The sequence below is a fragment of the Arthrobacter sp. Y3221159 genome, from assembly GCF_059089885.1.
Genome location: NZ_JBNHFC010000007.1, coordinates 191,042 through 217,006, shown reverse-complemented (window position 1 = coordinate 217,006; position 25,965 = coordinate 191,042). Strand labels below are relative to the sequence as shown.

Genomic DNA, 25,965 nt, shown 5'->3' with positions numbered 1-25,965 from the left:
CCTGGTGGTCCTCAATGACGTGAACTCCGGCAATGTGTGGCTGGTCAACCAGAACATGCAGCTGGTCAACAACTGGGACGACGTCATCCCGCCCAAGAACGAATCCGACGAACAGGACCAGGAGTCCGCGGACAACAACACCATCAACGTCCTGCCGGACCGCACCAAACCGAACCGTCCGCCGGAAACCAAACCAGACGCCGTCGGCGTGCGCCCCGGGCGCACCACCATCCTCAGCGTCCTGGACAACGATTCGGACCCCGACGGCGACGTGCTCACCGCGGCCCTGGCTGACTCAGGCCCGCAGGCGGGCACCCTCGAAAACATCTACGGCGGCACCGCGTTCCAGATATCGGTGCCTGCTGACGCCAAGCCGGGTACTGAGACGTTCAACTACAACGCCTCCGATGGACGCGGCCTCTCCGCCGGCGGCCAGGTCACGCTGAACGTGGTAGGCGCGGACGAGAACAAGCCTCCGCAGTTCAAACGCGGGGACGACACCACCATGCTGGTTGAACAGGGCAAGACCGTCAGCCAGAACATCCTCACGGACTGGCTCGACCCCGACGGCGACGACCTGGTCCTCCTGGACGCCAGGGCGGACAATGACCAGGACCAGGTCAAAGTCCGCCGCGACGGCCTGCTCACGTTCCAGGACTCGGGTGCCACAGCCGGCAAGAAGACGGTGGAGGTCACCATCTGGGACGGCCGTGCGACGGTGACCGGCAAAGTCATCATCAACGTGCAGCCGCCGGGCGCCCTGGCCCCGGTGGTCAACGCAGACTACGTCACGGCAGTAGTCGGACAGGACCTGGTGGTTTCCCCGCTGAAGAACGACGTCGACCCCAACGGCGGCGCCCTCCGGCTCGCCCAGGTTGAGGCAAACGGCCCGGCGGACCTGGGACCCGTCACCGACGGCGGCACCTTCACTTTCCGCAGCACCACACCCGGGCCCGTCTACCTGACCTACATCGCCAGCAACGGGCCGCAGAGCAGCCAGGGGCTGATCCGCGTGGACGTGGAATCCGGGGACGAGGCCGGCAACCCGGTTGCAGTCCACGACGTCGCCCTGATGCCCACCGGCGGCAGCGTGCTGCTGGACCCGCTCGCCAACGACTCCGATCCCTCCGGCGGCGTCCTGGTGCTGCAGTCGGTGAAGCTGCCCGAAAACTCCACAGCGTCGGTCAGCGTGATCAACCACAGCGTCCTGCGCATCACGGACATCCTGGGGACCAAGGACCCGATTCTCTTCGAATACACCATGTCCAACGGCAAGAAGTCCGCCACAGGCAGTGTGTCCGTGGTCCCCGTCCCGGCCCCGGCCGTCGTGGAGGCTCCGCAGCCCAAGCCGGACGAAGTTAACGTCCGGGTCAACGACGTCGTCACCATCCCGGTGCTCGAAAATGACACCCACCCGCAAGGCCAGGAACTCACTGTAGACCCGGTCCTGCCGCAGGGCGTGGATCCCCTCGACGGTAAGAGCTTCGTCTCGGAAAACACCCTCCGCTTCATCGCCGGCAGCCAGCCCAAGACAGTCCGTGCCATCTACAACGCCGTGGACCCGCAGGGCCAGAAGAGCGCCGCCGCGGTCACCGTCCACATCCTTCCGCTGGAAGGTGCTGAAAACACCCGGCCCCAGCCGCGCAACCTCACCGCCCGCGTGGTGGCATCCGGTACCGTGCGCATCCCCGTCCCCTTGGACGGCATCGATCCCGACGGCGACTCCGTCCAGCTCACGGGCATCGACAGCACGCCTGCCATGGGCACCGCCACGGTGGGCAGCAACTTCATTGATTTCACGGCAGCCGGTGACGGCGCCGGAACCGACACCTTCCGGTACAAGGTGGTGGACCGCCAAGGAGCCGTCAACACCGGCACAGTCACGGTTGGCATCGCCCCCCGTGGCGAGGTCAACCAGAAACCCACCCCCGTGGACGACGAGGTGCGCGTCCGCCCCGGCCGGCAGATCGCCGTCGACGCCACCGGCAACGACACCGACCCCGACGGCGACCTGATCCGCATCCTCATTGACGGCATCGGGGCGGACCCGGCCCTGCAGGCCAGCGTCAGCAAGGCCAGCGGCCGGATCCTGCTCATGGCCCCGGGCGAGGCCGGAACGGTTAACGTCCGCTACACCATCGCCGACGACAGGGACGCCTCCGCCCAGGCCACCATCCGCGTGGTGGTGGATCCCGAAGTGCCGCTCAAGGCCCCCATCGCCCGCGACGACCGCGTAACCTCCGCCCAGACCATGGGGAAGACCGCCGTCGACGTTCCCGTCCTGAAGAACGACGAAGACCCTGACGGCGTCGGTGAAAACCTCAAAGTCAGCACCGAAGCCACCACCGCCCGGCCGGGCGCTGACGACAATATGGTTGTGGACCTGACGGAACAGCCGCAGCTCATCCCCTACACGGTTGAGGACGTGGACGGCCAGCAGTCCACAGCCGTCATCTGGGTCCCCGGCCTCGGCCAGCAGGTGCCTACCCTGGCCAAGGACGAAGTCCTGGAGGTCATCGCCGGCCAGTCCGTGGACGTCGACCTGGACGAATGGGTGAAGGTCCGGGAGGGCCGCTCACCCCGCCTGACCCAGGCCGACAGGATCAAGCTGATCGGCTCCGACGGCAGCAACCCCATGATCGGCGACGGCGACGGGCTGAAGTACACGGCCGGAACCGACTACATTGGCCCGGGTTCCCTGACCTTCGAAGTAACCGACGGGTCAGGGCCGGACGATCCTGCGGGCTTGAAGTCCACCCTCAGCATCCGCACCAAGGTGCTGCCCGACCCCAACCGCAACAACCCGCCCGAGCTTCTCGGCGCTTCCCTGGACGTTCCCAAGGGTGACTCCGCCAGCGCCGACCTGGGCAAGCTGACCTCGGATCCCGACCGGGACGACGTCGAGAAGATGAAGTATGAGCTGGTGGGCGGAGCTCCCGCGGGCTTCAGTGCCAGCATCGAGGGCCGGACATTGAAGGTGTCCGCAGCCGATTCCAGCGGCACCGGCACCAGCGGCGCCCTGCAGGTCAAGGCAAGGGACCCCCGCGGCCTGGAAGCAACGGCCACGTACCAGCTCGCGGTCACGGCCTCCAACCGGCCCAAGCCGGTGGCCAACGACGACCTGGAGCCGAACGCGGCAGCAGGGAAGCCGGTCAAGGTCAACGTGCTCGCGAACGATGCCAATCCGTTCCCGGAAACGCCGCTGAAGATCATCGCCGCCGGCACGGAAACCGGCAGCGGCAACGTGGACGTCGACGGCGACTCCGTGGTGGTGACCCCCGCCCCGGGCTTCACCGGAACCATGGTGGTCTCCTACACGGTCGCGGACAAGACGGGGGACACGTCCCGGCAGGCAACTGCCCGGGTCAGGCTCACGGTGAAGGACAAACCGCAGGCCCCCTCCACGCCGCAGGCACAAAGCGTGGGGGACCAGACCGCTCTCCTGACCTGGACGGCGCCTGCAGACCGCGGTTCGGCTATCACCAGGTACACGGTCTACGGCGAGGGCGGCTTCCAGCAGGACTGCCCCGCCAACACCTGCACGCTCAACGGACTGACCAACAACACGAAGTACCACTTCCAGGTCACGGCCACGAACGAGTTCGGCGAGTCGGACCGCTCTCCGGCCTCCGCGGAAGTACGCCCGGACGTCAAGCCCGATACTCCGCTCGCGCCGCAGCTGAAGTTTGGCGACAGGGAACTGGCCATCAACTGGACGGTGCCCGCCAGCAAAGGCTCCCCGGTCAAGTCCTATGACCTGGAGATATCACCGCCGCCCGCCGGCCAGAACGCCCAGGTCCAGAACCTGACCGCCGTGAGCTACGTGTGGAAGGGCCTGCAGAACGGCGTTTCCTACAAGGTCCGGGTCCTGGCCCGCAACGACGCCAAGGAACCATCAGAATGGAGCCCCTATTCGGCAGCAGAGGTGCCGGCGGGAGTGCCGGCCACGCCGGCGGCACCCACCGCCGTGCAGGTTCAGCCGGTGGGCAGCCAAAGCCAAATGAGGGTTTCCTGGACGGCACCCAACAACAATGGTGACGCGGTCAGCGCGTACACGCTGACGACCCTCCGCGGCGGTGCCGTGGTAGCCACCCAGCAGGTGGCGGACACCACCCAGAACGTCACGGTGGACAACTCGGAGACCAACTACACCTTCACGGTCTCCGCCACCAACAAAGCCGGGACCAGCGGAACCAGCGCGCCGTCCGCGGCTGTCCGGGCTGCGGGTAAACCCGGCCAGGTTAACGGCGGAACCGTGAAGGCCACGGGTACCAGCGGACAGCTGGAGGTATCCTTCACTCCTCTGACGGATGCCCAGCGCAACGGTTCCACCGCAGCTGAAATCACGTACTCCTACAACGCCGACGGCCGGAGCGGACCGATCAATGCCGGGGGAGGAACCATCGGCAGCCTGACCAACGGCAGGGACATCACGGTCACCATCATCGCCACGTCCACCAAGAACAGTATGTCCGGTGACGCGAAGGCCATTGGTACCGGCAACCCCTACGGACCGGCGAACGCCCCCAACATCGACGGCGGCACGTCGGCCAAGGGCGACGGCGACGTCCACTGGACCTGGAACAACCCCAATACCAACGGCCGGCCGCTGAGCCACTACGAGGTCAGCTACGAGGGCGGCGGCTGGATCAACGTGGGCAAGGTGAACCGCTACGACCGTTCAGCCGGCGGCTGGGACCAGGCCCGCCAGCTCCGCGTGCGCGCGGTGACCATTGTGAACGGTGCCATTGGCGGACCGGTGACATCCAGGTCCGGCGCCGACCCCACCCCTCCGCCGCCCACGTCGTGGAACATCACGGCGACACCAGTCCGCAGCTGCACCGAACCGCGCAAGGGAACCGACAGCTACGTGGCCGGAAACCCGTCCCAGTGCAACGGCGAAGGCAAATGGCTGGACGCCGGCGCCGCCGCGCAGACTGACCGCTACCAGGTCTGGTACAAGACCTCGAACAATCCCAGTGGCATCTGGTACCACCTGACCTCCGGGATGGCGGCCGGCAACTGGATCCGCTGCGATACCTCCAGCCTTGGCTGCAACCCGCCGGCCGGGATGCCCAACCGCTAGGCGCGCGCCACCACCACAGCAGCGGAGCCGGTCCGGCCCCGCAAAGACCTTGATCCAGGAAGAGGAAGAGCTACCCATGACCATGACCACCGAGCAGGCCGCCTGGTTTGCCGACACGTTTGAAAAACTCGTTGCCAATGTGGGCCAGGCCGTCCTCGGCAAGGAGCACGTCATCAGGCTGACCTTCACGGCGATGCTCGCCGAGGGGCACGTCCTGTTCGAGGACGCCCCCGGCACGGGCAAGACCTCCCTGGCCCGCGCCCTCGCCGCCACTGTGCAGGGCTCAAACAACCGCATCCAGTTCACCCCCGACCTGCTGCCCTCCGACGTCACCGGCGTGACCATCTACGACCAGAAGACGCAGAAGTTCGAGTTCCACAAGGGCCCGATCTTCAACAACATCGTCCTGGCCGACGAAATCAACCGGGCTTCGCCCAAGACCCAGTCCGCGCTGCTTGAAGTCATGGAGGAATCCCGGGTCACCGTGGACGGCGTCACCTACTCGGCCGGACGGCCGTTCATGGTGATGGCGACGCAGAACCCCATCGAGCAGGCAGGAACCTACCGCCTGCCCGAGGCCCAGCTGGACCGCTTCCTGATCAAGACCTCCATCGGCTACCCGGACCACGCCTCCACCGTGCGCCTGCTGGCCGGATCCAATGTCAAGGACCGGTCCAAGGAACTGCCGGCCGTGATCACCACCCAGGCTGTCGCCGACATGGCAGACCTCGCCGCCACCGCGCACGTGGACACGGCCGTGCTGGAATACATCTCACGACTCTGCGAGGAGACCCGCAGCGCGCCTGAAACCCGGCTGGGTGTCTCAGTGCGCGGTGCGCTCGCCATGGTGCGGGCCGCCAAGGTCTGGGCCGCATCCCAGGGCCGGAACTTCGTGCTTCCGGATGACATCAAGGAACTGGCCCCGGTGGTCTGGACCCACCGTTTCGTCATGGACCCCGAGGCGGAATTCTCCGGCGCGACGGCCGAAGCAGTCCTCACGCGGATCCTCGCAGACGTCGCCGCTCCGCAGCAGCGCACCAACGCCTGACGGCCGCCGCACACCCTGCAGCACCCTTGAACCAGCGCAACATAACGAAGGCACACATATGTCCAGCGGCACCCCGTTGATCCGGCTCGCGGAGCGTCTGAAGCAACCCCTCGCCAGGAACGCCCGCCTCCACCCGTCCGCTGTCTGGGCGGAGGCCAGCAGCACTGCCGCAATGGCCCTTGCCCCGGCCTGGCGGACGGCACGCGGCACCTGGCTGAAATACGCCTGGCCGGTCCTCTCGGTGGTCAGCATCCTGGGCTGGTCGGTTCTGTCCGCCGCTGTCCTGCTGTGGGTGACCGGGCAGGCCTTCGGCTGGCAGGAGGCCAAGGCGGCGGCCATCGCGGCGTTCGTCATGTTCCTGGTTGCCGTGGGCTTCATCCTTGGCCGCTCTTCCTACGGAGTGGTACTGGACCTTGCCCGTACCCGCGTGGCGGTAGGGGACAGCGCCGTGGGCAGCATCGCCGTGTCCAACACCTCCACCCGCCCCCTGCTGCCGGCTGCCCTGGAACTGCCCGTGGGCAATGCCACTGCGGTGTTCCACCTGCCCCGGATGAAGCCCGGACAGGTCCATGAGGACCTGTTCACCATTCCCACGGCCCGCCGCGCCGTGATCGTCGTCGGGCCCGTGCGGTCGGTCCGGGCAGACCCCCTGCACCTGTTGCGCCGGCAGGTCCTGTGGACGGAACCCGAGGACCTCTTTGTCCATCCCCGCACGGTTGCGCTGGCCGGTTCGGCAGCGGGCTTCATCCGCGACCTGGAGGGCATGCCCACCACTGACCTGTCCAGCGCGGACGTGTCCTTCCATGCCCTGCGCGACTACGTGCCCGGGGATGACCGGCGGCATATCCACTGGAAGACCACGGCCCGCACCAACAAGCTCATGGTGCGCCAGTTCGAGGAGACCCGGAGGGCCCACCTCGCCATTTCGCTGTCCATCAACACGGACGAATACGCTTCCGAAGCCGAGTTCGAAATGGCGATTTCCGCGGCCGCCTCCATCGGCCGCCAGGCCATCCGCGAACAGCGGGAGCTGGACATCATCACCCAAAAAGGCCCGCTCCGCTGCGAAACGGGCCGCAACATGCTGGACGACATGACCAGGATCGTGGGCGCACCCATGCGCCGCACCGCCGTTGACCTGGCCAGGACCCTCGCCGACACCGTGCCCAACGCTTCCGTGACGTTCTTCGTGGTGGGCAGCAACGTGACCGCCACGCAGCTCCGCTCCGCGGCCGTATCGGTTCCGCCGGGCGTGCGCAGCCTCGCTGTCCGGGTGGATGCAGGCGCCGCTCCCACCAGGGCCAACATCGCGGACCTGACCGTGCTGACGCTTGGCGACCTGGCCGACCTTGCCATCGTGCTGAGAAAGGCGGCAGCATGAGCTCCGCACCGGGCAGAACCGCACCGAACAAGCCCTCATCGGTCCCCGGGCCCCGCAGGACATCCCGCCGCGCGGCGACGCCGAACCGGCAGGAGTCCGCCTTCGCCGGCGGCCAGCCCCGCTGGCATTTCGTGCTCGACGCCGGTGCCCTCACCGTCCTGCTGGGGCTGGGCCTGCTCGGTTTCGGGCTCAGCTTCGGCGGCGACCCCTACTACCTGCTGTCGGGATTTGGCGGCATCGTCCTGGGCCTCGCCATCGGCGCCGCCAACGCACACCTGCGGCTCGGGCTGCTGATCACCACGGCCCTCGCACTCGGCGCATACCTCTTGTTCGGTACGCTGCTGGCTGTTCCCGATTCCGCCATTGCCGGGTTCGTCCCCACCCTGGATTCGCTGCGGATCCTGCTGCTCGGCATCGTCTTCGCCTGGAAGGACATGCTCACGGTCGGCGTTCCGGTGGGAACTGCCGGCGGGGTGCTCATCGTCCCCTTCCTCAGCTCGCTGATCACCGCCCTGGTGGCCGGGGTCCTGACCTGGCGCGTGCGGAGCCCCTACTTCCCGCTCCTGCCCGTCCTGGTCCTCTTCGTCACCGGCATCGCGTTCAGCACCAACGCCGCCTTCCTCACCCTCGAGCGCGGCATCGGCCTCACGGTCCTAGGCATCGCGTGGGCAACCTTCCGGCGGGACGCCCTCCGGAGGAACAGCACCCGCAGGGTTGCGGTCAACAACCCGCAGGCCGATTCCTCCGCCACGCGGCGCGCCAGGATCCGCCGGCTGGGCATGGCCGCGGGCGTCATCGCGGTCAGCGTCGCCGTCACCGCGCTGTCCGCGCCGCTGGTATCCGCCGGTAATGAACGGAAAGTGCTCCGGAACGTTGTGGTGCCGCCGTTCGACCCCAAGGACTACATCACGCCGCTGGCGAGCTTCCGGACCTACGTCAAGGACAAGAAGGACGACACGCTCTTCGTGGTCAAGGGCCTGCCGCGTGACGGCAGGGTACGGCTGGGGGCGCTGGATGCCTTCAACGGCACCAACTACACCATGGATCCGAACGGCTCCGGCAACTTCAGCAAGGTAGGCGACACCGAGTCCATCAACACCCTCGCGGACACCTCCGGCACCGTTCCCACCAGGGACTATGCCATTGACATCACCATCGAGGACTACCAGGGCTTCTTTGTCCCCGGCGGCCGGAAAACCACCGGTTTGAGCTTCGATGAGGGTGCTTCGGCGGCCGCGTCCGGACTGTACTTCAACTCCGGCACGGACACCGCCGTCACCACGAACGGCCTGACCCGCGGCGATTCCTACAGTGTCCAGGTGTCCGATCCCGTCAAGCTGGAACACGGACAGCTGACGCAGTACGACTTCGCCAAGATGTCCCTGCCCGACGCCCTCGAAGTCCCCCCGGTGGTTGCATCCCAGGCCAACGACCTGTCCGCGGACGCGCCCACGGCCATCGACCGGGTCCGCCAGATTGAAGCGCACTTCCAGAAGACCGGCGCCTTCAGCAACGGCCTGGTCAGCGAAGGGCAGCTGCCCAGCGTATCGGGCCACGGTTCCGCCCGGATCCGGAACCTGCTGACCGCCAAGCAGATGCTCGGCGACGACGAGCAGTACGCCGTTGCCATGTCCCTGATGCTCCGCCACCTGGGCATCCCGTCCCGCGTGGTGATGGGCTTCTACCCGGACCCCACCAGCCCGGAAAACGGCGCCGGCGAAGTCAAGATCACCGGCAAGAACGTCCATGCCTGGGTGGAAGTGGCCTTTGAAAGAGTGGGCTGGGTCAGCTTCGATCCCACCCCGCCGAAGGACAACGTTCCCATCCCGCCGGATCCGGAAAACAAGTCCAAGCCCAAGCCGCAGGTGCTGCAGCCGCCGCCCCCGCCGCAGGAGCCGGCCGACCTGCCGCCGGACTCCTCGCCCGATGCGCTGGACGCCGACCAAAAGAAGAACAACCCGTGGCTGTTCTGGGGCGCCCTCCTGGGCGCGCTGGGCATTGCCCTGGTTCCGCTGTCCATCCTGGCGCTGCCGCTGCTGCTGATCGCCCTGCTGAAATCACGACGGCGGAAGGCCCGTTTCCGCGACGGCCATCCCGCCCAGCGGGTGGGCGGAGGATGGAGCGAGGTGGTGAGCCTTGCCACCGACATGGGCGCCGCCGTCGATACCCGTTCCACGCGCCGCGAAAGCGCAGCGGTCCTGGCCGAGGCGTTCCCGGCCAGCAAAGGGACCACCGCCATGCTCGCAAGGCGCGCGGACGCCTCGATTTTCGGGGCGGGCCAGCCCACGGAGGAAGAAGTCCGGGAATACTGGACCATCGTGGACGGCTCGCTGAAGGAAATGACAGCCACCGTTGGATTCTGGCGCCGGCAGCAGGCACGGTGCTCGCCGCGGTCGCTCCTCGCCGACGCCCGGACTGTCCTGAACCTGCGGGGCACACGGCTGGCACTGCCCGCCCTGAAGGTGCCGGGGCGCCGGCGGCCCGCCGCAGGCAACGGTCCGGAACATCCGGCAGCACCCCCAACGGGTTCATCCCCGGCAGATATCCCTCCGACGCAAGGACCCCAGCAGCAGTGACCTCGGACCCCGGGCGCTGCCCGCGCTGCCAGCAACTTGTCCGCACCGGGGCGGCGTTCTGCACCGCCTGCGGCGCGCCCCTGCCCAACCGCGCGGCCCACAGCCTCCATAACCAGGACCACGCAGTGCCCTCCGGCACCAGCGGGGCCATCGACCCCAGGACCGGGCCGCCCGCCGCGCACGTGCCGGCGATTCCCGGTACTATCCCGGTAGTACAAACGCCCCCGGCACATCGGGCCGCGGGCATCGTGAACGCGGGCACGGGGCTGGGGAGCGCCGGGGGTTCCACCGGGAAGGTGGGGGCCGCTCCAGGGGGAGGAACGGGAATGGCAACAAACCTTCAGCTTGTTCCGGCCACGGCGGGCAAGCGGCTCGGCGCCGCCGTGATCGACTGGCTGCCCCCGCTGGTTGTCCTGGTGGTGACGTTCGCCGTCGGTTTCGCGGGCATCACGCGCACCCGCAGCGGCGGATTCATCACCTACGACACGGCGTCGCTGGTGCTGTTCGGCAGCATCGGGCTGGGGCTCACACTCGCCTACCTGTTGGTGGTCATGGGCCTGGAGGCCCGGACCGGGAAAACGCCGGGAAACCTGCTGATGGGTATCCGGAGCGCGGACAACGACGGCTACGCTCCCGGTGCGGGTGCAGTCTTCCTGCGCGGCCTCATCACGGGGGCCGGCATCCTCCTGGCGGCACTCGCGGCCATTCTTGTAGTGGTCTTCCAGTGGTTCGGCGTTGCCCTCTTCATCCTCGGGCCGCTGCTGCTTGCGGGCGCCGGCTGGGCCGTGGCCGTGGTGGTTTCGAACAGCTGGGACAGGAACGGCAGTCTGCGGGGCTGGCATGACGCCGCGGCCAAGACACTTGCCTTTGACGTGAAGGCAGGCCGCGACCCCATCACTACCGGCGGCATCCAGGGCCCCTACAGTTTCGCGCCGCTGGACCTGCCGCCCGTGCAGCAGGTGCTCTCCCCGGTTGCGGCTGCCGCAACCCCCAAGATCATCAATACGCAGTTGCCGCCGCAGGCCCAGCAGAATCCGGGTCAGGGAGTGCCTCCGCAGTCCCTGCAGTCCCAGGCTCCGTCTTCGCAAACACCGCCTTCGCAAACCCCTCCTTTCCAGACGCTGCCCTCGCAGACCATGCCGTACACGGCCCCGGCGTCCTTCGCACCCCCCGCCGTGGGCCAAGTGCCGCCGTCCCTGGACGACGACGTCGAACGCACCCAGGTGCGCCCCGCCTCCGGTCCCGCGCCCGTGGCGGTCCTTCGGATCCGGCTCGACGACGGCCGCGACTTCCAGCTGGACCGCAGCGTCCTGGTGGGCCGCAACCCCGTGGGACAGGCGGGGGAACAGCAAGCCCAGCTGCTCGCCGTCGACGATCCCGGCCGCTCCATTTCCAAGACGCACCTGCACCTGCTCACCGACGGAGCAGGTATCTGGGTGACGGACCGGAATTCAACCAACGGCAGCGCCGTGACCACCCCCGACGGACACCGCACGGCACTGGTGCCGGGCGTGCCCAGCTTTGTAACCCCCGGCTCCAGCGTTCACTTTGGAGACCGAACCTTTTACCTAGGACAGGCATGAACCAACAGCCCGCCAGCGATTCCTCAACCATGCAGCCGGGACGGGGCCTTACCTTAACCGTTGGTTACGGGACGGACCGGGGACTCCGCAGGGAGCTGAACGAGGATTCCTACATCGCCTCCGATCCCGTTTTCGCCGTGGCGGACGGAATGGGCGGCCATGAAGCCGGCGAGATTGCCAGCGGCATCTGCGTGCGGTCCCTTGCCGCCATGCCCCAGCTGACTACCGGCGAGCGGACGGCCACTGCCGCGGTGCTCCAGCAATACCTGGTCCACGCCGACCTCTCCATCCGCGAAGCCACCGGCGCCCGTGCCGGCACCACCCTGGCCGGTGCCGTCATCGTGGAGCAGATGGGCGTGCCGTACTGGCTGGTGATGAACATCGGGGACTCACGGACGTACCGGCTCAGCCAGGGCCGGTTCGAACAGATCAGCGTTGACCACTCCGAGGTCCAGGAATTGGTGGACGCGGGGGAGATCACCCCCCAGCAGGCCACCGTCCACCCGCGCCGCCACGTGGTCACCCGCGCCCTGGGCACCGGAGACGAGACGGAGGCCGACTACTGGCTGCTTCCCGTCGAGGAGGGGGACAGGGTCCTCGTCTGCTCGGACGGGCTCACTTCCGAGCTGACCGACGAACATATCTTCCGGATCCTCAGCACGGTGGGCGAGCCGCAGGATGCTGTTGATGCGCTTATCCAGGCAGCCCTGCGCAGCGGTGGACGGGACAACGTCACGGTGATCGTGGTGGACGCCCGGAACGTCCTGAACGACGCCGGCGCCGCCACCACCGCGCCCCGGCATGACACGGCGGCAGAGGACGAAGTGACACTCCCGCGTGGCCAGGCGGCACAAGCGGGTACCGGGCCGGCCCCGGATACGGGTGAAGGCCAGGATTCGGTTGACGGAGGGGAAGGCCACGATGGCCGGCACTAGCTATATCCCGGGTTCATGGTTCGGCGTTGTCCGTTCCGGTACCGCTGTCCTCCTCGGCCCGGATACGCCGCCTGCCCTCGCCGGTGCCCTCTGGAACCTGCTGGCGGATGGTCCCGAGGTCCACGAAGTACTCCACGCCGTCACCAGCAGCTCGGGCGGGTCGCTGGCCAGCATCCCCTCGTTCGGGATCCTCGACTTCAACAGTTCCCTGCGGGTCTTCCTGCGCGGCGGACTGAACCTCACCGTCACTCAGCCGCAGGGACCGGTGGACCTCGACGGGCGCGATGTCACCACCTGGAACGAGCGCCGCTTCGCCCTGCCGGGACCCTGCACCCTCACCATTCCCGGCGCCGGGGCCGCAGGGCTGCCTGAACTCCCGCTCGGCGAAGGCGTCATCCTGCTGCAGTCGCTGACCCTGCGGCTGGGGGAGGGCCAGCCTGCGCTGGTCACCGGGACTTCCGCCGCGGCGGTTGTGGTGGACCCCGACGGCAGCGCGGACGTGCGGCAGGAGATCGCTGATGCTCCCGTGCCCGCCGCCGTCGATCCTGCTCGCGCCGATCCTGGGCCCTTCGACCACGAACCCGTTGACCTTGAGCCCATTGACCCTGATGTGACAATCCTCCCGGACCAGGGAGTGTCCTCGGAGACGGTCCTCGGTGTGATCGACGACGAGTCCGACCCCCTGGAAGAGCCGGAACTTGACCAGGAAACGGCCGGAACGCCCGCTTCCACGCCTGCCACCGAACACACCAGCTCCTATGACCACCTGTGGGAGCGCACGGTGATGCGGAACATCGAGGATGCCGCCGTGCGCGAGGACCCGGAGGAGGAACACGCGGGGAACGGACCGGCTCCTGCCCCCGGCCTGGAGCCAACTGCCGTCCGTCCCGCCCTGGAAGCCGCTGACGAGATCGAACTCGTGGAGCCTGCCATTCAGCCGGCAGACTCCACACCGGTTCAACCCGCCCCCGTCCCTCCAGGCCAGGGCGGGGTCCTGATCGACTCCGTGCCCTGGCGGACCCCGGAAGCCAGCTCCGCTCCGCCGCCTGCGCCGGCGCCAGTATTCGGGACAATCCCGCCGTCGTCGGCACCCGGCCCGGCCGGAGAGGCCCCGGAAGCCGCGGGGGCCGGCTTCGACGGCGACCACGACGGCCAGACGGTCATGAAGAGCAGCCTCGCCGGCAAGGCGTCCCGGCCTGCGCCGCCCCGGCCTCCGGAAGACGGCGGCGGACCCATGGTGCTGGCCCGGGTGTGCGGCCAGGGCCACGCCAACCCGCCCACCCGAGCCCAGTGCTCAGCCTGCGGCGGTGCGCTGCTGCCGGACGCCGTGCAGGTGGCGCGTCCCCGGTTGGGCCGGGTCCGGATGTCCACGGGCGAGCTGCTGGACCTGGACCAGTCCCTGGTGGTCGGCCGCCAGCCGTCGGTATCCCGGGTGCAGGGCGGCGTCATGCCCCGACTGGTGCAGGTGGCAAGCCCCGGCGGCGACATCTCCCGTTCCCATGTGGAGGTCCGGCTGGAAGGCTGGCACGTCATGCTCTGCGACCTGAAGGCAACTAACGGCACCGTCCTGGTCCGGGAGGGCCAGCCGCCGCGGCGCCTTGCCCAGAACGAGATGGCCATCCTGCTTGACGGCGACATCGCCGAGCTTGGTGACAACATCTCGCTGCGTTTTGAGGAGATTCCGTGAGTTCCAAACGGCCCGTAGCGCCGCCGCCCCGCATCCCGGGGTTCACTTACATCAGCCTTCTCGGCTCCGGCGGGTTCTCCGACGTCTACCTCTATGAGCAGGACCGGCCCCGCCGCAAGGTCGCCGTCAAGGTGCTCCTCTCGGACCTGAAGACCGAAGGCGCCCGGCGCCGCTTCGAGTCCGAGGCAAACCTGATGGCCCAGCTGTCCTCGCACCCCTACATCGTCACCATCTTCGAGGCGGAAGTGACCGATGACGGGCACTCGTACCTGGCCATGGAGTACTGCTCCCGGCCCAGCCTGGACGTCCGTTACCGGCGGCAGCGCTTCAGCGTGGACGAGGTCCTGGCCGTCGGTATCCAGGTGGCTTCCGCCGTCGAGACAGCCCACCGGGCCGGCATCGCGCACCGCGACATCAAGCCTGCCAACATCCTGGTAACGGACTACAACCGCCCCGCGCTCACCGACTTCGGCATCTCGGGCACCCTGGCCGGCGACTCCGACGACGACTCGGGCATGTCCATCCCGTGGTCCCCGCCCGAACAGTTCCGGGACGGAAGCGTGGACGGGGTAATGGTGGACGTCTGGGCCCTGGGCGCCACGCTCTACACGCTCCTGGCCGGCCGGTCGCCCTTCGTGCTGCCCGGTGCGGACAATTCCCAGCGGGAGCTGATCAACAGGATCAGCAATACACCCCTGCCCCGCCTTGGCCGGGCCGATGTTCCGGAATCGCTGGAGCTTGCCCTCGCCACGGCCATGGCAAAGTCTCCCCAGTCCCGCTACTCTTCCGCGCACGCGTTCGCCCTGGCCCTGCAGCGCATCCAGGCCGAGCTGAACCTGTCCGTGACACCCTTCGAGGTACTGGAGGAGCCGCACCAGGAGGACAGCCACCCGGACGAAGGCGTCGAGGAGACGCGGGTCCGGAGCATCGCCGCCATCGACCCGGAACGGACGGGCAGCGCGCCCACCTTCCCGGCACGCACCCGACCCCAGTCCACGCCCGCCGGTCCGGCACCGGACTCCGCCACCACCGCGGCCCGGCAGCAGTTCTCCACCGGCGCCGGCATTGGCTCCGGTGCCGGCAGTGGCACCGGCGCAACGTCCGACGGCGGCCCGCGGGAATGGGCGCAGGCCACGGTCCTGCGCGGCAACCAGGGCAACACCGGCCCGGGAGCGTCGTCCGCCTATGCTGCCGAGTCCGGCTACACAGGTGCAGCCGACGCCACCATCCAGCGGGCGGCTACGCCGCCGCCCTCCGTGGAGGACCCTTCGGCAGCGCAGGCCCCTGACCACGGCAAACGCAACCTCTGGTTGGCCATCTCCGGCGGCACCCTGCTTGCCCTTGCCGCCGTCGTGGGCCTGGTGGTGGCCAACGCCGCCCCGGAAACGCCCCGGGTGGCGGAGACGCAGCAGGCCAGCAAGCCGCCGGCGGACGCCCTGGACAACGGCACGGTGCCGGACGTCGCGGCCCTGAAGGGAATGGTGGACGCCGAGGGGAAGGCGACGTTCACCTGGGAGAACCCGCAGCCCAAGGACGGCGACACGTACAAATGGCGTGTGTACGCCGTGGGGGAGAGCAGCGAGTACCAGGCCACCACGGGGACCAGCGTCCAGGTGGCGCTCAACCCCTCCGTGCCCACTTGCCTTCAGGTCATGATCGTCCGCAGCGACGGAGCCTTCTCCCCGCTGGAGGACGACTCCATAGCCTGCATCAACAAATGACCCGGCACAGCGGACCGGCAATCCTGTTCACGCGGGGACTGCCCGGAAGGAGACACAGAACATGGGGGACCTAGCAATCGATTTCTGTGGGGAATGGTACGAACCGTCGGATGAGGATGTCTTCAACATCGGCCGTGAAGGCGATCTGGAAGTGGACGACAACCCGTACCTGCACCGGCAGTTCCTGCAGGTGGCCCGCTACGACGGCATCTGGTGGCTGAGCAACGTGGGCAGCATGCTGTCCGCCACCGTGGCTGATGCCTCCGGCGGCATGCAGGCGTGGCTTTCGCCCGGCGCCCGGATCCCGCTGGTGTTCAGCCACACCAACATCATCTTCACGGCCGGACCCACCACCTACGAGTTCGCCGTGCACCTGAAGACGCCGTCCTTCCGCCAGGAGGCGCGCGAGGGCGGCGTCAGCGGCGACACCACCATCGGGCCGGTGGTGTTCACCGATTCCCAGAAGGCCCTCATCGTGGCGCTCGCCGAACCCATGCTCCGACGGGAAGGCACCGGCTTCAGCGCCATCCCGTCGTCGGCCGCCGCCGCCAAGACCCTTGGCTGGGCGCTGACCCGTTTCAACCGGAAGCTGGACAACGTGTGCGACAAGCTTGACCGCGTGGGCGTGGCGGGACTGCGCGGCGGCGGCGGCAAGCTCGCCACCAACCGCCGGGCGCGGCTGGTGGAGCATGCCGTGACCTCGCACCTGGTGACGCCTGACGACCTCTACCTCCTGGAGAAGATGAGGGGCGTGGACGAAGGATGAGGATCCGGCTGACACTCCGCCGCGAGCCGGCCGAGGCCAAGGACCTTGCCGTCACGGTGGACGGCCTTGCCACGGTGGCCGATATCGCCGCCGTTCTGTGGGCCGCCGACCCGGAGCGCAAGGGCACCCCCGCACCGGACAACCTGTCCCTGCGCATTGATGAGGCATTCGTGGGCGCCGGCATCAGCGGCAATGTCCTGACCCGCACGGACAACCTCCTCGAATCCGGCCTGCGCCCCGGTTCGGTCGTTTCGCTGGCCCAGGTCAGCGAACAGTTCCACGAACCCGGAACCAGCCGCGGCCCGGCCGCCGCCACCCTGCGCGTGCTGTCCGGGCCCGACGTCGGACGGGAATTTTCGCTGCCCACCGGCACCAGCTACATCGGCCGGGACCGGGACGTGGACATCCGGCTCACGGACCCCCTGACCTCCAAGCGCCACGCCCGCATCACCGTGGGCGAGGGAGTGGAGATCGTCGACACCAACTCCGCCAACGGGCTCCTGATGGACGGGCTCCCCGTCACCCGCGCAACCCTGAACTCCTCGGACACCGTCACCCTTGGCGACACCACCGTGACGGTGGTTCCGCTGGGGCACAACCATGCGGCAGCGCCGACGTCGCCCATGGTGGACTTCAACCGCTCACCCCGGGTGGTGCCCCGGTTCGAGGAACCCAAGCGGGTGGTGCCGGCAGGGCCGAAACGCCCCGAGGACCAGCCCTTCCCGTACATCATGCTGATCGCCCCGCTGATGATGGGTGCCGTGATCTTCGCCGTCACCCGCAACGCGCTGTCCATGGTTTTCATGCTGATGATGCCGCTGTTCATCGTGGGCCATTTCGTTGACCAGAAGATGCGCAACCGGCGCCTGCGGAAGGACGGCCTGAAGCACTTCCGGGCTTCCATGGCGGCGTTCCGCGAGGATGTCACCGAGCTGCAGAAGGTGGAGCGTGCCGTCCGGCTGCAGGAGGCGCCCTCGGTCAGCGACACCGTGGACGCCATCTACAAACTGGGCCCGCTGCTGTGGACCCACCGCCCGGAACACTCATCGTTCCTGGGGCTCAGGTTCGGCATGGGTACGGCGCCGTCACGCCTGCAGTTGGAGGAACCGTCCAACAACGACACCGAGGTCGAGTACACACGGGAGATCCAGGACTGCCTGAAGCAGTTCCGGGACATTGAGGGTGTTCCGGTGGTTTCCCAGCTGCGTACCTCCGGGTCCTTGGGCATCGCCGGTGCCCGCGGCCTGGTGGACGATGTTGCCCGCGGCATGGTGCTCCAGCTGGTTGGACTCCATTCGCCGGCCGAAGTGGTCCTGACCGCCATCACGTCCGCCCAGTCCCGGGAACGGTGGAACTGGCTGCAGTGGCTGCCGCACGTCGGCTCCGGCCACAGCCCGCTCTCCGGAGACCACCTGGCTGCCGGGTCCGCGGGCGGGTCCTCGCTCCTGGCCCGCCTCGAGGACCTGCTCGACGCGCGGGAGGCCGCCGCCAGGCGCTCCGGCCCGGACCTGCGGCCGGACGTGGATCCGGCCAAGCACGAGCTGGAGGCGCCTGTCCTGCCGTCCGTGCTGGTGGTCGTGGAGGACGACGCGCCAGTGGACCGGGGCCGGCTCACCCGGCTCGCCGAGCGCGGACCGGACGCCGGCGTCCACGTGCTCTGGGTGGCCACCGACATCCAGGCCCTGCCGGCGGCCTGCCGCGACTTCATGGTGGTGGACGGCGACCACGGCACCACCACCGGCCAGGTCAGGCTGGGCCGGCACACCTACCCCGTCAGCTGCGAAAGCGTGGACGCCGAACTCGCCGGCCAACTGGCCAGGATGCTCGCCCCCGTGGTGGATGTGGGCAAGCCCGTGAACGACGATTCCGACCTCCCGAGGTCGGTCTCCTACGCCACCCTGATCGGCAAGGACTTCCTGGACAACCCCCAGGCCGTCGCCGAACGCTGGACCGAAAACAACTCCGTCCGTGCCACCGCCGTGGCCAACCGCAAGGACAACGGCACGCTCCGCGCCCTGGTTGGCTCCAAGGGCGTCGAGCCGCTCTACCTGGACCTGAAGAACGAGGGCCCGCACGCCCTGGTGGGCGGCACCACCGGCGCCGGCAAGTCCGAGTTCCTGCAGTCCTGGGTCATGGGCATGGCGGCCGCCTACAGCCCGGACCGCGTCAGCTTCCTGTTCGTGGACTACAAGGGCGGCGCCGCCTTCGCGGACTGCATCAACCTTCCGCACACGGTGGGGCTGGTCACCGACCTCTCGCCGCACCTGGTGCGCCGTGCCCTGACGTCCCTCCGCGCCGAACTCCACTACCGGGAACAGCTCCTCAACCGGAAAAAGGCGAAGGACCTGCTGGCGCTGCAGCGCGAGGCCGATCCCGACGCCCCGCCGTACCTCGTCATCATCGTTGACGAATTCGCGGCCCTCGCCAACGACGTGCCCGAGTTCGTTGACGGCGTGGTGGACGTTGCCGCCCGCGGACGGTCCCTCGGCCTGCACCTCATCCTGGCCACCCAGCGGCCCGCCGGCGTGATCAAGGACAGCCTGCGGGCCAACACCAACCTCCGCGTGGCCCTGCGCATGGCCGACGAGGAGGACGCCACCGACATCCTCGGCGTCCCCGACGCCGCCTACTTCGACCCCGGCATCCCCGGCCGCGGTGCCGCAAAGACCGGACCGGGCCGGATCCAGGGCTTCCAGACCGGCTACGCCGGCGGGTGGACCACCGACAAACCGCAGCGACCCCAGATCGACATCGTGGAGATGGCCTTCGGGTCCGGGCCCAGCTGGGAACCGCCCGCACCCGAAAAGCCCGTGGTGGCCGAACCCGCGGGGCCGAACGACATCGCCCGGATGACCGCGAACATCGTCCGGGCCGCCGGCACGCTGGGCATCCGGCCGCCGCGGAAGCCGTGGCTGGACGAACTGGCCAAGACCTACGACTTCTCCAGGCTGCCCAACCCGCGCACTGATGAACGCCTGCTGCTCGGCGTGGCCGACGACCCCGCCCGGCAGGACCAGCCCACGGTCTTCTACGAGCCGGACAAGGACGGCAACATGGCCATCTACGGGACGGGCGGTTCCGGAAAGTCGGCCGCCCTCCGCGGGATCGCCATTGCCGCCGCGGTGACACCCCGCGGCGGGCCCGTCCATGTGTACGGCATCGACTGCGGCTCGTCCGGACTGAGCATGCTGGAAGAGCTTCCCCACGTGGGCGAAGTGATTGACGGCGACGACGTGGAACGCGTGGGCAGGCTGCTGCGCCTCTTGCGCGACATCGCAGAGCAGCGCTCTGCCCGTTTCGCCGAAGTCCGGGCCTCCACCATCGTGGAGTACCGGAGGCTGGCCCACCGGCCCGACGAGAAGCGGATCTTCGTCCTGGTGGATGGGATGTCCGCCTTCCGCGAGGCCTACGAACACAGCAAGCTGTCCGGGCTGTGGGACATTTTCCTGCAGCTGGCCACCGACGGCCGCACCCTGGGCATCCACCTGGTGGTCACCGGCGACCGGCCCAACGCCGTGCCCGCATCCCTGCTCGCCTCCATCCAGCGCCGCCTGGTGCTGCGCCTGTCCTCCGAGGACGACTACATCTCCATGGACGTGCCGCGTGATGTCCTCAACGCCGGTTCGCCCCCGGGCCGCGGCCTGCTGGACGGGCTGGAGGTCCAGCTGGCCGTGCTCGGCGGGAACTCCAACCTCGCCCTGCAGGCCCGCGAGGTGCACAAGCTCAGCGAAGCGATGCTGCGCCAGGGCCTGGACACCGCTCCCGGCATCGAGCGGCTCCCCGAACAGGTGGACCTGGACGTCCTGCCGGCCGGCAGTCCCGACATGCCGGTCATCGGCGTCGACGACGAAACCCTGGAGCCCGCGGCGCTTATGGCCCGGGGACCGCTGCTGCTGGCAGGTCCTCCCGGCGCCGGCCGCACCGTGGCATTGGTCACCCTCGCCTACGCCCTCCGCCGGTCCAACCCGGACACCGAGCTGATCTACCTCGGGTCGCGGCGCTCCGCCGTCGCGTCGCTGCCCCTGTGGAACCGGTCGGTGGTGGGGCCCGACGACCTGGCCGAGATGATGGAGGAGCTGGTGGAGCATTCCTCCGGCAACCCGGGCAGGCTGGGCATCTTCATTGAGGGGTTGACCGAATTCACGGACACTCTCGCCGAATCCGGCGTTGCGCGGCTGGTCACAGCCTCCATCAAGGCGGACCAGTGGGTGGTGGGTGAGTCCGAAACCTCCACCTGGTCCTCAGCCTGGCAGCTCGCGCAGCCATTCAAATCCGGCCGGCGGGGCCTGCTCCTCAACCCGGGCGATATTGAGGGCGACAGCCTGCTGAACACCTCCTTGGGCCGGGTCAGCCCGGAATTCATCCCGGGCAGGGGCTATGTGGTGGGACGCGGAAAAGCCCGCAAAATCCAGGTGGCGCTCCCGCCGGAAAGCCGCGACTAGCAGGCTATACGCCGGAGGGCCGTACATTCGATGGATTTGCGGCCCTCCGGCGTGTTGTAGAAGACTGCTTGGAGACCAGAAAGCCGCAGACGGGGGACTGCGCGCACCGAAAGGTATCCATGACCCCGTCCAGTCCGCTACTCCGCGCCGCCTCGGCAACAGCCGCCGCAGCCGTGCTGGCGCTCTCGATAACACTGCCCGCAGGGGGCGCCGCATGGGCCGATTCCCCTGAACCGACGGGCTCGCAGACCTCCACCTCGACCCCGGGCTGTGGACAGGAATGTGCGCAGGAACCCACTGAAACCTGGACCCCGGAAGCACGCCCCACCAAGACGGCCAAGCCCGACGACGATCCCACGGAAACTGACGGGCCCGATCCCTCGGTGCCCGCGGCACCCCGGCCCGCCGCCCCGTCCACGCCGGCCGCAAATCCGGCGGCCCCCACTGCCTCCGTGGAACTGATGCCAGCCGAGCCGGCCGAGCCGGCCGAGCCGGCTGCCGGGCCAACGGAAACTGAGGCTGCAGCCACTCCGTCCGCAACGGCCCCCTCAACCGGCACGCCGTCGTCGTCCTCAAACTGGAACACGCCCGTCACCAGGTCAGCGAAGGCCACCCAGGCAGCCGCTGTCTCCCGGCAGGGGGCGGGGTCCGACGGCGCCAACCTGCCGGCCGTCGCCGCCGGTGTCCTCCTGGTGGGCGCCGGCGGGGGAGCCTTTGCCTGGTGGGGCAGGAACCGCATCCGCGCGCACTGACACCTGCCGGGCAGCAGGCGGGCGGTCGCCCCGGCTACAGCCCCGGGCACACTGAGCGGATTTGCGGCCCCGGCCCTGGCTGTAGAAGACTGCCGGGGACACCAGAAAAGCCGCGGTGGGGGGACTGCGCGCATCGAAAGGTAGCAATGACCCCGACTTCACCGGCCCTCCGTGTGGCGGCGGCCACCGCGGCAGCAGCGGTCCTGGCCATTGCCCTCCTCTTCCTGGCAGGGCCTGCAGTTGCCGATTCGCCGGAGCCATCACCTGCCACGCCGGAAGCGGACGCTCCGACCGAAGATTGCGGCCTTGTGTGCCTGCCCCTCCTTGGCGGCGGCAAGCCGGAACCCACGGACGTCGAACGCCGCACGCAGGCCCCGGCCGAAACCCCGGCGCAGCCAGGGAACCTGGCTGCAGAAGCACCCGTTCGTGCCCAACAACAGGCGGCATCCCCGGCCGCCACTGCGCCGGCAAACGGTCCCTCCGTGCAGGGCGCAGCCGAAGAGGAAGCATCGGAAAGGCCCGGCGAAGAAACCGCCACCGCTGGCACCGCCGTCGCCACATCGGCCGGACCCGCTTCGGCCGGGGCCTCCGGTGCGCCGGACTGGAATACGCCCATCAGCCGGTCCGCCAAGGCAACTCAGCTGGCAGGCATAACCCCGGCCGCCGGTCCGGGCGCCGGGGGTCCCGAACTGCTTCCCATCGCAGCCGGCACGCTTCTGGTGGGCGCAGGCGGTGCAGCCTTCATCTGGTGGGGCAGGACCCGCCTCCGGGCACACTAATCGGCGTCCTGTCACACCCGTAAGGCAAGATAGGTCTGTGAGCACAGGACCAGGCCCCGCAGAAAAGACAATCTCCGGGAACAGCAGCCCCGACAGCCCGGACGCCATCCCCTCCGACTCTCTCCGCGAGGAATACGAGAACCTGGCGGACCTCGTCCGGAAGTACCGGTTCGCCTACTACCAGGAGGACGCGCCCCTGGTATCGGACGCCGAGTTCGATACTCTCTTCCGCCGCCTCGAGGAGATCGAGGCGCTCCACCCGGAACTGGTCTCCAACGATTCACCCACCCAGGAGGTGGGCGGCGAGGTGTCCGCCGCTTTCGCGGCCGTAGAACACCTGCAGCGCATGTACAGCCTGGAAGACGTCTTTTCCATCGATGAGCTGGAGGCCTGGCTGAACAGGGCGGAAGCCAGTATCGAAAAGCTTGGCGACGGCGCGGCCAAGGCTTCCTGGCTCACCGAGCTCAAGATCGACGGCCTGGCCGTCAACCTGCTGTACCGGGACGGGAAACTGGTCCGCGCCGCCACCCGCGGCGACGGAACAACCGGTGAAGACATCACGCACAACGTGCTCACCATCAAGGAGATCCCGCAGCAGCTTGAGGGCGGAGGCTTCCCGGCAGAGATGGAAGTCCGCGGCGAGGTGTTCATCCCGTCGAAGGAGTTCGCGGAATTCAACGAGGCACTGATCGAAGCGGGCAAGGCGCCGCTGGCCAATCCGCGCAACGCCGCCGCCGGTTCGCTCCGCCAGAAAGACCCGGCCGAAACCGCCAAGCGTCCCCTGAAGATGTTCGTCCACGGCATCGGCGCACGCGAGGGGCTTGAAGCACGCAGCCAGTCCGAAACCTATGACCTGCTCAAGGGCTGGGGCCTGCCCGTCAGTCCTTACTTCGAGGTACTGGAAAGCCGCGGGGACGTCCTGGCGTTCATCGAAAAGTACGGGGCCCAGCGCCACAAACTGCTCCACGAGATCGACGGCATCGTCATCAAGGTGGACCACTTCGCCACCCAGCGTGCCCTTGGCTACACCACCCGCGTGCCGCGCTGGGCCGTGGCCTACAAGTACCCGCCGGAAGAAGTGCACACCAAGCTCCTGGATATCCAGGTCAACGTCGGCCGCACCGGCCGGGTGACCCCCTTCGGCATGATGGAGCCGGTCAAGGTTGCCGGCTCCACCGTGGAGATGGCCACCCTGCACAACCAGGATGTGGTCAAGGCCAAGGGCGTGAAGATCGGCGACATCGTCATCCTCCGCAAGGCCGGAGACGTCATCCCGGAAATCGTGGGCCCGGTCCTGGCCCTGCGCGACCAGCAGGATCCACCAGTGCGGGACTTCGTGATGCCCACCGAATGCCCCTCCTGCGGCACGCCCCTGGCCCCGGCCAAGGAGGGCGACGTGGACATCCGCTGCCCCAACGCGAAATCCTGCCCCTCGCAGCTCCGTGAGCGGGTGTTCCACCTTGCCGGCCGCGGGGCGTTCGATATCGAGGCGCTTGGCTGGGAGGCCGCCATCGCGCTGACGCAGCCGGCCGAGCCGGAGGTTCCACCGCTGACCTCCGAGGCAGCCCTGTTCGACCTCGCCCCCGAGGACCTCGCCCCAGTGAAGATCCGCCGTGAGAAGCGCTCCAAGGGCGTGGGCACCGGCGAATACGAACTGGTGCCCTACTTCTACAGCAAGGGCACGGCCAAGTCGCCGTCCAAGCCTACGGCCACCACGGAAAAGCTGTTCAAGGAACTGGAAAAGGCCAAGGCCCAGCCGCTGTGGCGCGTCCTGGTGGCGCTGTCCATCCGTCACGTCGGGCCGCGGGCTTCACGGGCACTCGCGCAGGCTTTCGGCACCATGGATGCCATCCGGGCAGCCTCCGAGGAGGACCTTGCCCACGTGGACGGCGTGGGGCCCACTATCGCCGCCGCGCTCAAGGAATGGTTCGCAGAGGACTGGCACCGGCAGATCGTGGACCGCTGGGCCGCGGCAGGCGTCCGAATGGCAGACGAACGGGACGAATCCGCCCCGCGCACCCTCGAGGGCCTCACGGTGGTGGTCACCGGGTCCCTGCCCAATTTCAGCCGGGACGAGGCCAAGGAAGCCATCCTGGTCCGGGGCGGCAAGGCCGCAGGCTCGGTTTCGAAGAACACCAGCTACCTGGTGGCCGGCGAAAGCGCGGGCACCAAGCTGGACAAGGCCGAACAGCTCGGAATTCCGGTGCTTGACGAGGACGGCTTCCGGCAGCTGCTGGAAGGCGGCCCTGACGCATTGCCCGGTGACGGCGCCGGGGCGCCGGCAGGGATGGAAACCGATGAGGACACCGCGGAGGCAACTGCATGACCACCCCTGACGAACTTCTGGTTGTGGCAAAGGCCGCCGCCGCGGCCGGAGCCAAGGTGCTTGCCGCCAGGAACGGGGACACCCTGGCTCCCAGCAACAAGGGCGCGGCAGGTGACTGGGTTACCGCGTTCGACGTCGCGGCCGAGAACGCCGTCCGCGGGGTGATCGCAGCGGCCCGCCCGAACGACAGCATCACCGGCGAGGAACACGGCACTACCCGGCCCGAGGCACCCAGCGGCTACCGCTGGTCCATCGATCCGCTGGACGGCACCACCAACTTCATCCGCAACATCGTTTACTACGCCACTTCCGTGGCGGTCGCCGATGCCGACGGCGCCTGGCTGGCCGGCGTGGTCAACGCGCCTGCGCTCGGCCGCACCTACTATGCCTCCCGCGGCCAGGGCGCCTGGCTGGAGGAAGGCGGCCGGGTCACCCGGCTGGAGGGTCCGGTCCCCGGCCGGAAGGGGCAGATCCTGGCCACCGGCTTCAGCTACGATCCTGCCGTCCGCGCCGACCAGGCCACCGCGCTGGCGGGCCTCATGGACGGGTTCGCTGATGTGCGGCGGCTGGGTTCGGCCGCCCTGGACCTGTGCATGGTGGCCGACGGCACCCATGACGCCTACGGCGAGCGCGGGCTCAACGAGCACGATTTCTCCGCCGGTGCGCTCATCGCGGAGGAAGCCGGCTGCTGGGTGCGGCGGCCGCGGCTGGCCAGTCCGCTCGACGGCGGGCCCTCCGATACCGACAGGCTGGACGCGTGGACCTGCGCCGCCGGCCTGGAGCTGTCCGGCAAGTTCCCGCTCTAGTCATCCAGGGTCCGGCAACGCGGCAGTACCGCTGCCGCCGGTAGTGATAGTTCAGTCACGGAAAGCGCCCTTTCGGG

14 protein-coding genes and 1 pseudogene are annotated in these 25,965 nt (G+C 68.5%); all 15 read left to right on the top strand.

What is annotated here, in order from left to right; all coding sequences use genetic code 11:
- Positions 1 to 5,086 (top strand): Ig-like domain-containing protein (locus tag AC5RT3_RS09680; protein ID WP_494124037.1); only part of this gene is annotated, 5,086 nt, incomplete at its 5' end.
- Between the two features lie 76 nt (positions 5,087 to 5,162).
- Positions 5,163 to 6,134, top strand: coding sequence for an AAA family ATPase (locus AC5RT3_RS09675; RefSeq protein WP_009356297.1), 972 nt, complete (start codon positions 5,163 to 5,165; stop codon positions 6,132 to 6,134).
- 58 nt (positions 6,135 to 6,192) lie between these two features.
- Positions 6,193 to 7,515, top strand: a complete 1,323-nt coding sequence (locus AC5RT3_RS09670) for a DUF58 domain-containing protein (RefSeq protein ID WP_494051488.1) — start codon at positions 6,193 to 6,195, stop codon at positions 7,513 to 7,515.
- Positions 7,512 to 10,091: a transglutaminase TgpA family protein gene (locus AC5RT3_RS09665; protein ID WP_494124036.1), complete on the top strand. Its 2,580-nt coding sequence runs from the start codon at positions 7,512 to 7,514 to the stop codon at positions 10,089 to 10,091. The genes AC5RT3_RS09670 and AC5RT3_RS09665 overlap by 4 nt, the downstream gene beginning before the upstream one ends.
- Positions 10,088 to 10,168 (top strand): annotated as a pseudogene (locus AC5RT3_RS09660) (zinc-ribbon domain-containing protein); the annotation flags it as partial. The gene AC5RT3_RS09665 and the pseudogene AC5RT3_RS09660, both read left to right, overlap by 4 nt.
- A gap of 249 nt (positions 10,169 to 10,417) precedes the next feature.
- Positions 10,418 to 11,674 (top strand): RDD family protein, encoded by a 1,257-nt coding sequence (locus tag AC5RT3_RS09655; RefSeq protein WP_494124045.1) that lies wholly within the window; start codon positions 10,418 to 10,420, stop codon positions 11,672 to 11,674.
- Positions 11,671 to 12,609 carry a PP2C family protein-serine/threonine phosphatase gene (locus AC5RT3_RS09650; protein ID WP_494103504.1) on the top strand — a complete coding sequence of 313 codons (939 nt, stop codon included), beginning with the start codon at positions 11,671 to 11,673 and terminating at the stop codon, positions 12,607 to 12,609. Before AC5RT3_RS09655 ends, AC5RT3_RS09650 begins: the two co-directional genes overlap by 4 nt.
- On the top strand, positions 12,596 to 14,296 hold the full coding sequence (locus AC5RT3_RS09645) for an FHA domain-containing protein (protein WP_494124035.1): 1,701 nt from the start codon (positions 12,596 to 12,598) through the stop codon (positions 14,294 to 14,296). Before AC5RT3_RS09650 ends, AC5RT3_RS09645 begins: the two co-directional genes overlap by 14 nt.
- Complete coding sequence (locus AC5RT3_RS09640) at positions 14,293 to 16,017, top strand: serine/threonine-protein kinase (RefSeq protein WP_494124034.1); 1,725 nt, start codon at positions 14,293 to 14,295, stop codon at positions 16,015 to 16,017. The genes AC5RT3_RS09645 and AC5RT3_RS09640 overlap by 4 nt, the downstream gene beginning before the upstream one ends.
- A 61-nt stretch (positions 16,018 to 16,078) precedes the next feature.
- Positions 16,079 to 16,783 (top strand): hypothetical protein, encoded by a 705-nt coding sequence (locus AC5RT3_RS09635; RefSeq protein WP_009359457.1) that lies wholly within the window; start codon positions 16,079 to 16,081, stop codon positions 16,781 to 16,783.
- Positions 16,780 to 21,225, top strand: coding sequence for a type VII secretion EssC family protein (locus AC5RT3_RS09630; RefSeq protein ID WP_494010540.1), 4,446 nt, complete (start codon positions 16,780 to 16,782; stop codon positions 21,223 to 21,225). Before AC5RT3_RS09635 ends, AC5RT3_RS09630 begins: the two co-directional genes overlap by 4 nt.
- A 119-nt stretch (positions 21,226 to 21,344) precedes the next feature.
- Positions 21,345 to 21,977: a hypothetical protein gene (locus AC5RT3_RS09625; protein WP_494051495.1), complete on the top strand. Its 633-nt coding sequence runs from the start codon at positions 21,345 to 21,347 to the stop codon at positions 21,975 to 21,977.
- Between the two features lie 146 nt (positions 21,978 to 22,123).
- Positions 22,124 to 22,756 (top strand): hypothetical protein, encoded by a 633-nt coding sequence (locus tag AC5RT3_RS09620; protein WP_494124033.1) that lies wholly within the window; start codon positions 22,124 to 22,126, stop codon positions 22,754 to 22,756.
- A 37-nt stretch (positions 22,757 to 22,793) separates the two neighbouring features.
- Positions 22,794 to 25,082 (top strand): NAD-dependent DNA ligase LigA, encoded by a 2,289-nt coding sequence (gene ligA, locus AC5RT3_RS09615; protein WP_494051497.1) that lies wholly within the window; start codon positions 22,794 to 22,796, stop codon positions 25,080 to 25,082.
- A complete protein-coding gene (locus AC5RT3_RS09610; protein WP_494051498.1) occupies positions 25,079 to 25,888 on the top strand; it encodes an inositol monophosphatase family protein in 810 nt (269 codons plus the stop codon). Before ligA ends, AC5RT3_RS09610 begins: the two co-directional genes overlap by 4 nt.
- Positions 25,889 to 25,965 lie beyond the last annotated feature (77 nt).

Bases quoted from the DNA above. Each gene is read 5' to 3' on its own strand.
- AC5RT3_RS09620 (WP_494124033.1), top strand. From the start codon at position 22,124: ATGACCCCGACTTCACCGGCCCTCCGTGTGGCGGCGGCCACCGCGGCA.
- AC5RT3_RS09630 (WP_494010540.1), top strand. From the start codon at position 16,780: ATGAGGATCCGGCTGACACTCCGCCGCGAGCCGGCCGAGGCCAAGGAC.
- AC5RT3_RS09635 (WP_009359457.1), top strand. From the start codon at position 16,079: ATGGGGGACCTAGCAATCGATTTCTGTGGGGAATGGTACGAACCGTCG.
- AC5RT3_RS09645 (WP_494124035.1), top strand. From the start codon at position 12,596: ATGGCCGGCACTAGCTATATCCCGGGTTCATGGTTCGGCGTTGTCCGT.
- AC5RT3_RS09650 (WP_494103504.1), top strand. From the start codon at position 11,671: ATGAACCAACAGCCCGCCAGCGATTCCTCAACCATGCAGCCGGGACGG.
- AC5RT3_RS09675 (WP_009356297.1), top strand. From the start codon at position 5,163: ATGACCATGACCACCGAGCAGGCCGCCTGGTTTGCCGACACGTTTGAA.
- AC5RT3_RS09625 (WP_494051495.1), top strand. From the start codon at position 21,345: ATGACCCCGTCCAGTCCGCTACTCCGCGCCGCCTCGGCAACAGCCGCC.
- AC5RT3_RS09655 (WP_494124045.1), top strand. From the start codon at position 10,418: ATGGCAACAAACCTTCAGCTTGTTCCGGCCACGGCGGGCAAGCGGCTC.
- AC5RT3_RS09670 (WP_494051488.1), top strand. From the start codon at position 6,193: ATGTCCAGCGGCACCCCGTTGATCCGGCTCGCGGAGCGTCTGAAGCAA.
- AC5RT3_RS09665 (WP_494124036.1), top strand. From the start codon at position 7,512: ATGAGCTCCGCACCGGGCAGAACCGCACCGAACAAGCCCTCATCGGTC.
- AC5RT3_RS09610 (WP_494051498.1), top strand. From the start codon at position 25,079: ATGACCACCCCTGACGAACTTCTGGTTGTGGCAAAGGCCGCCGCCGCG.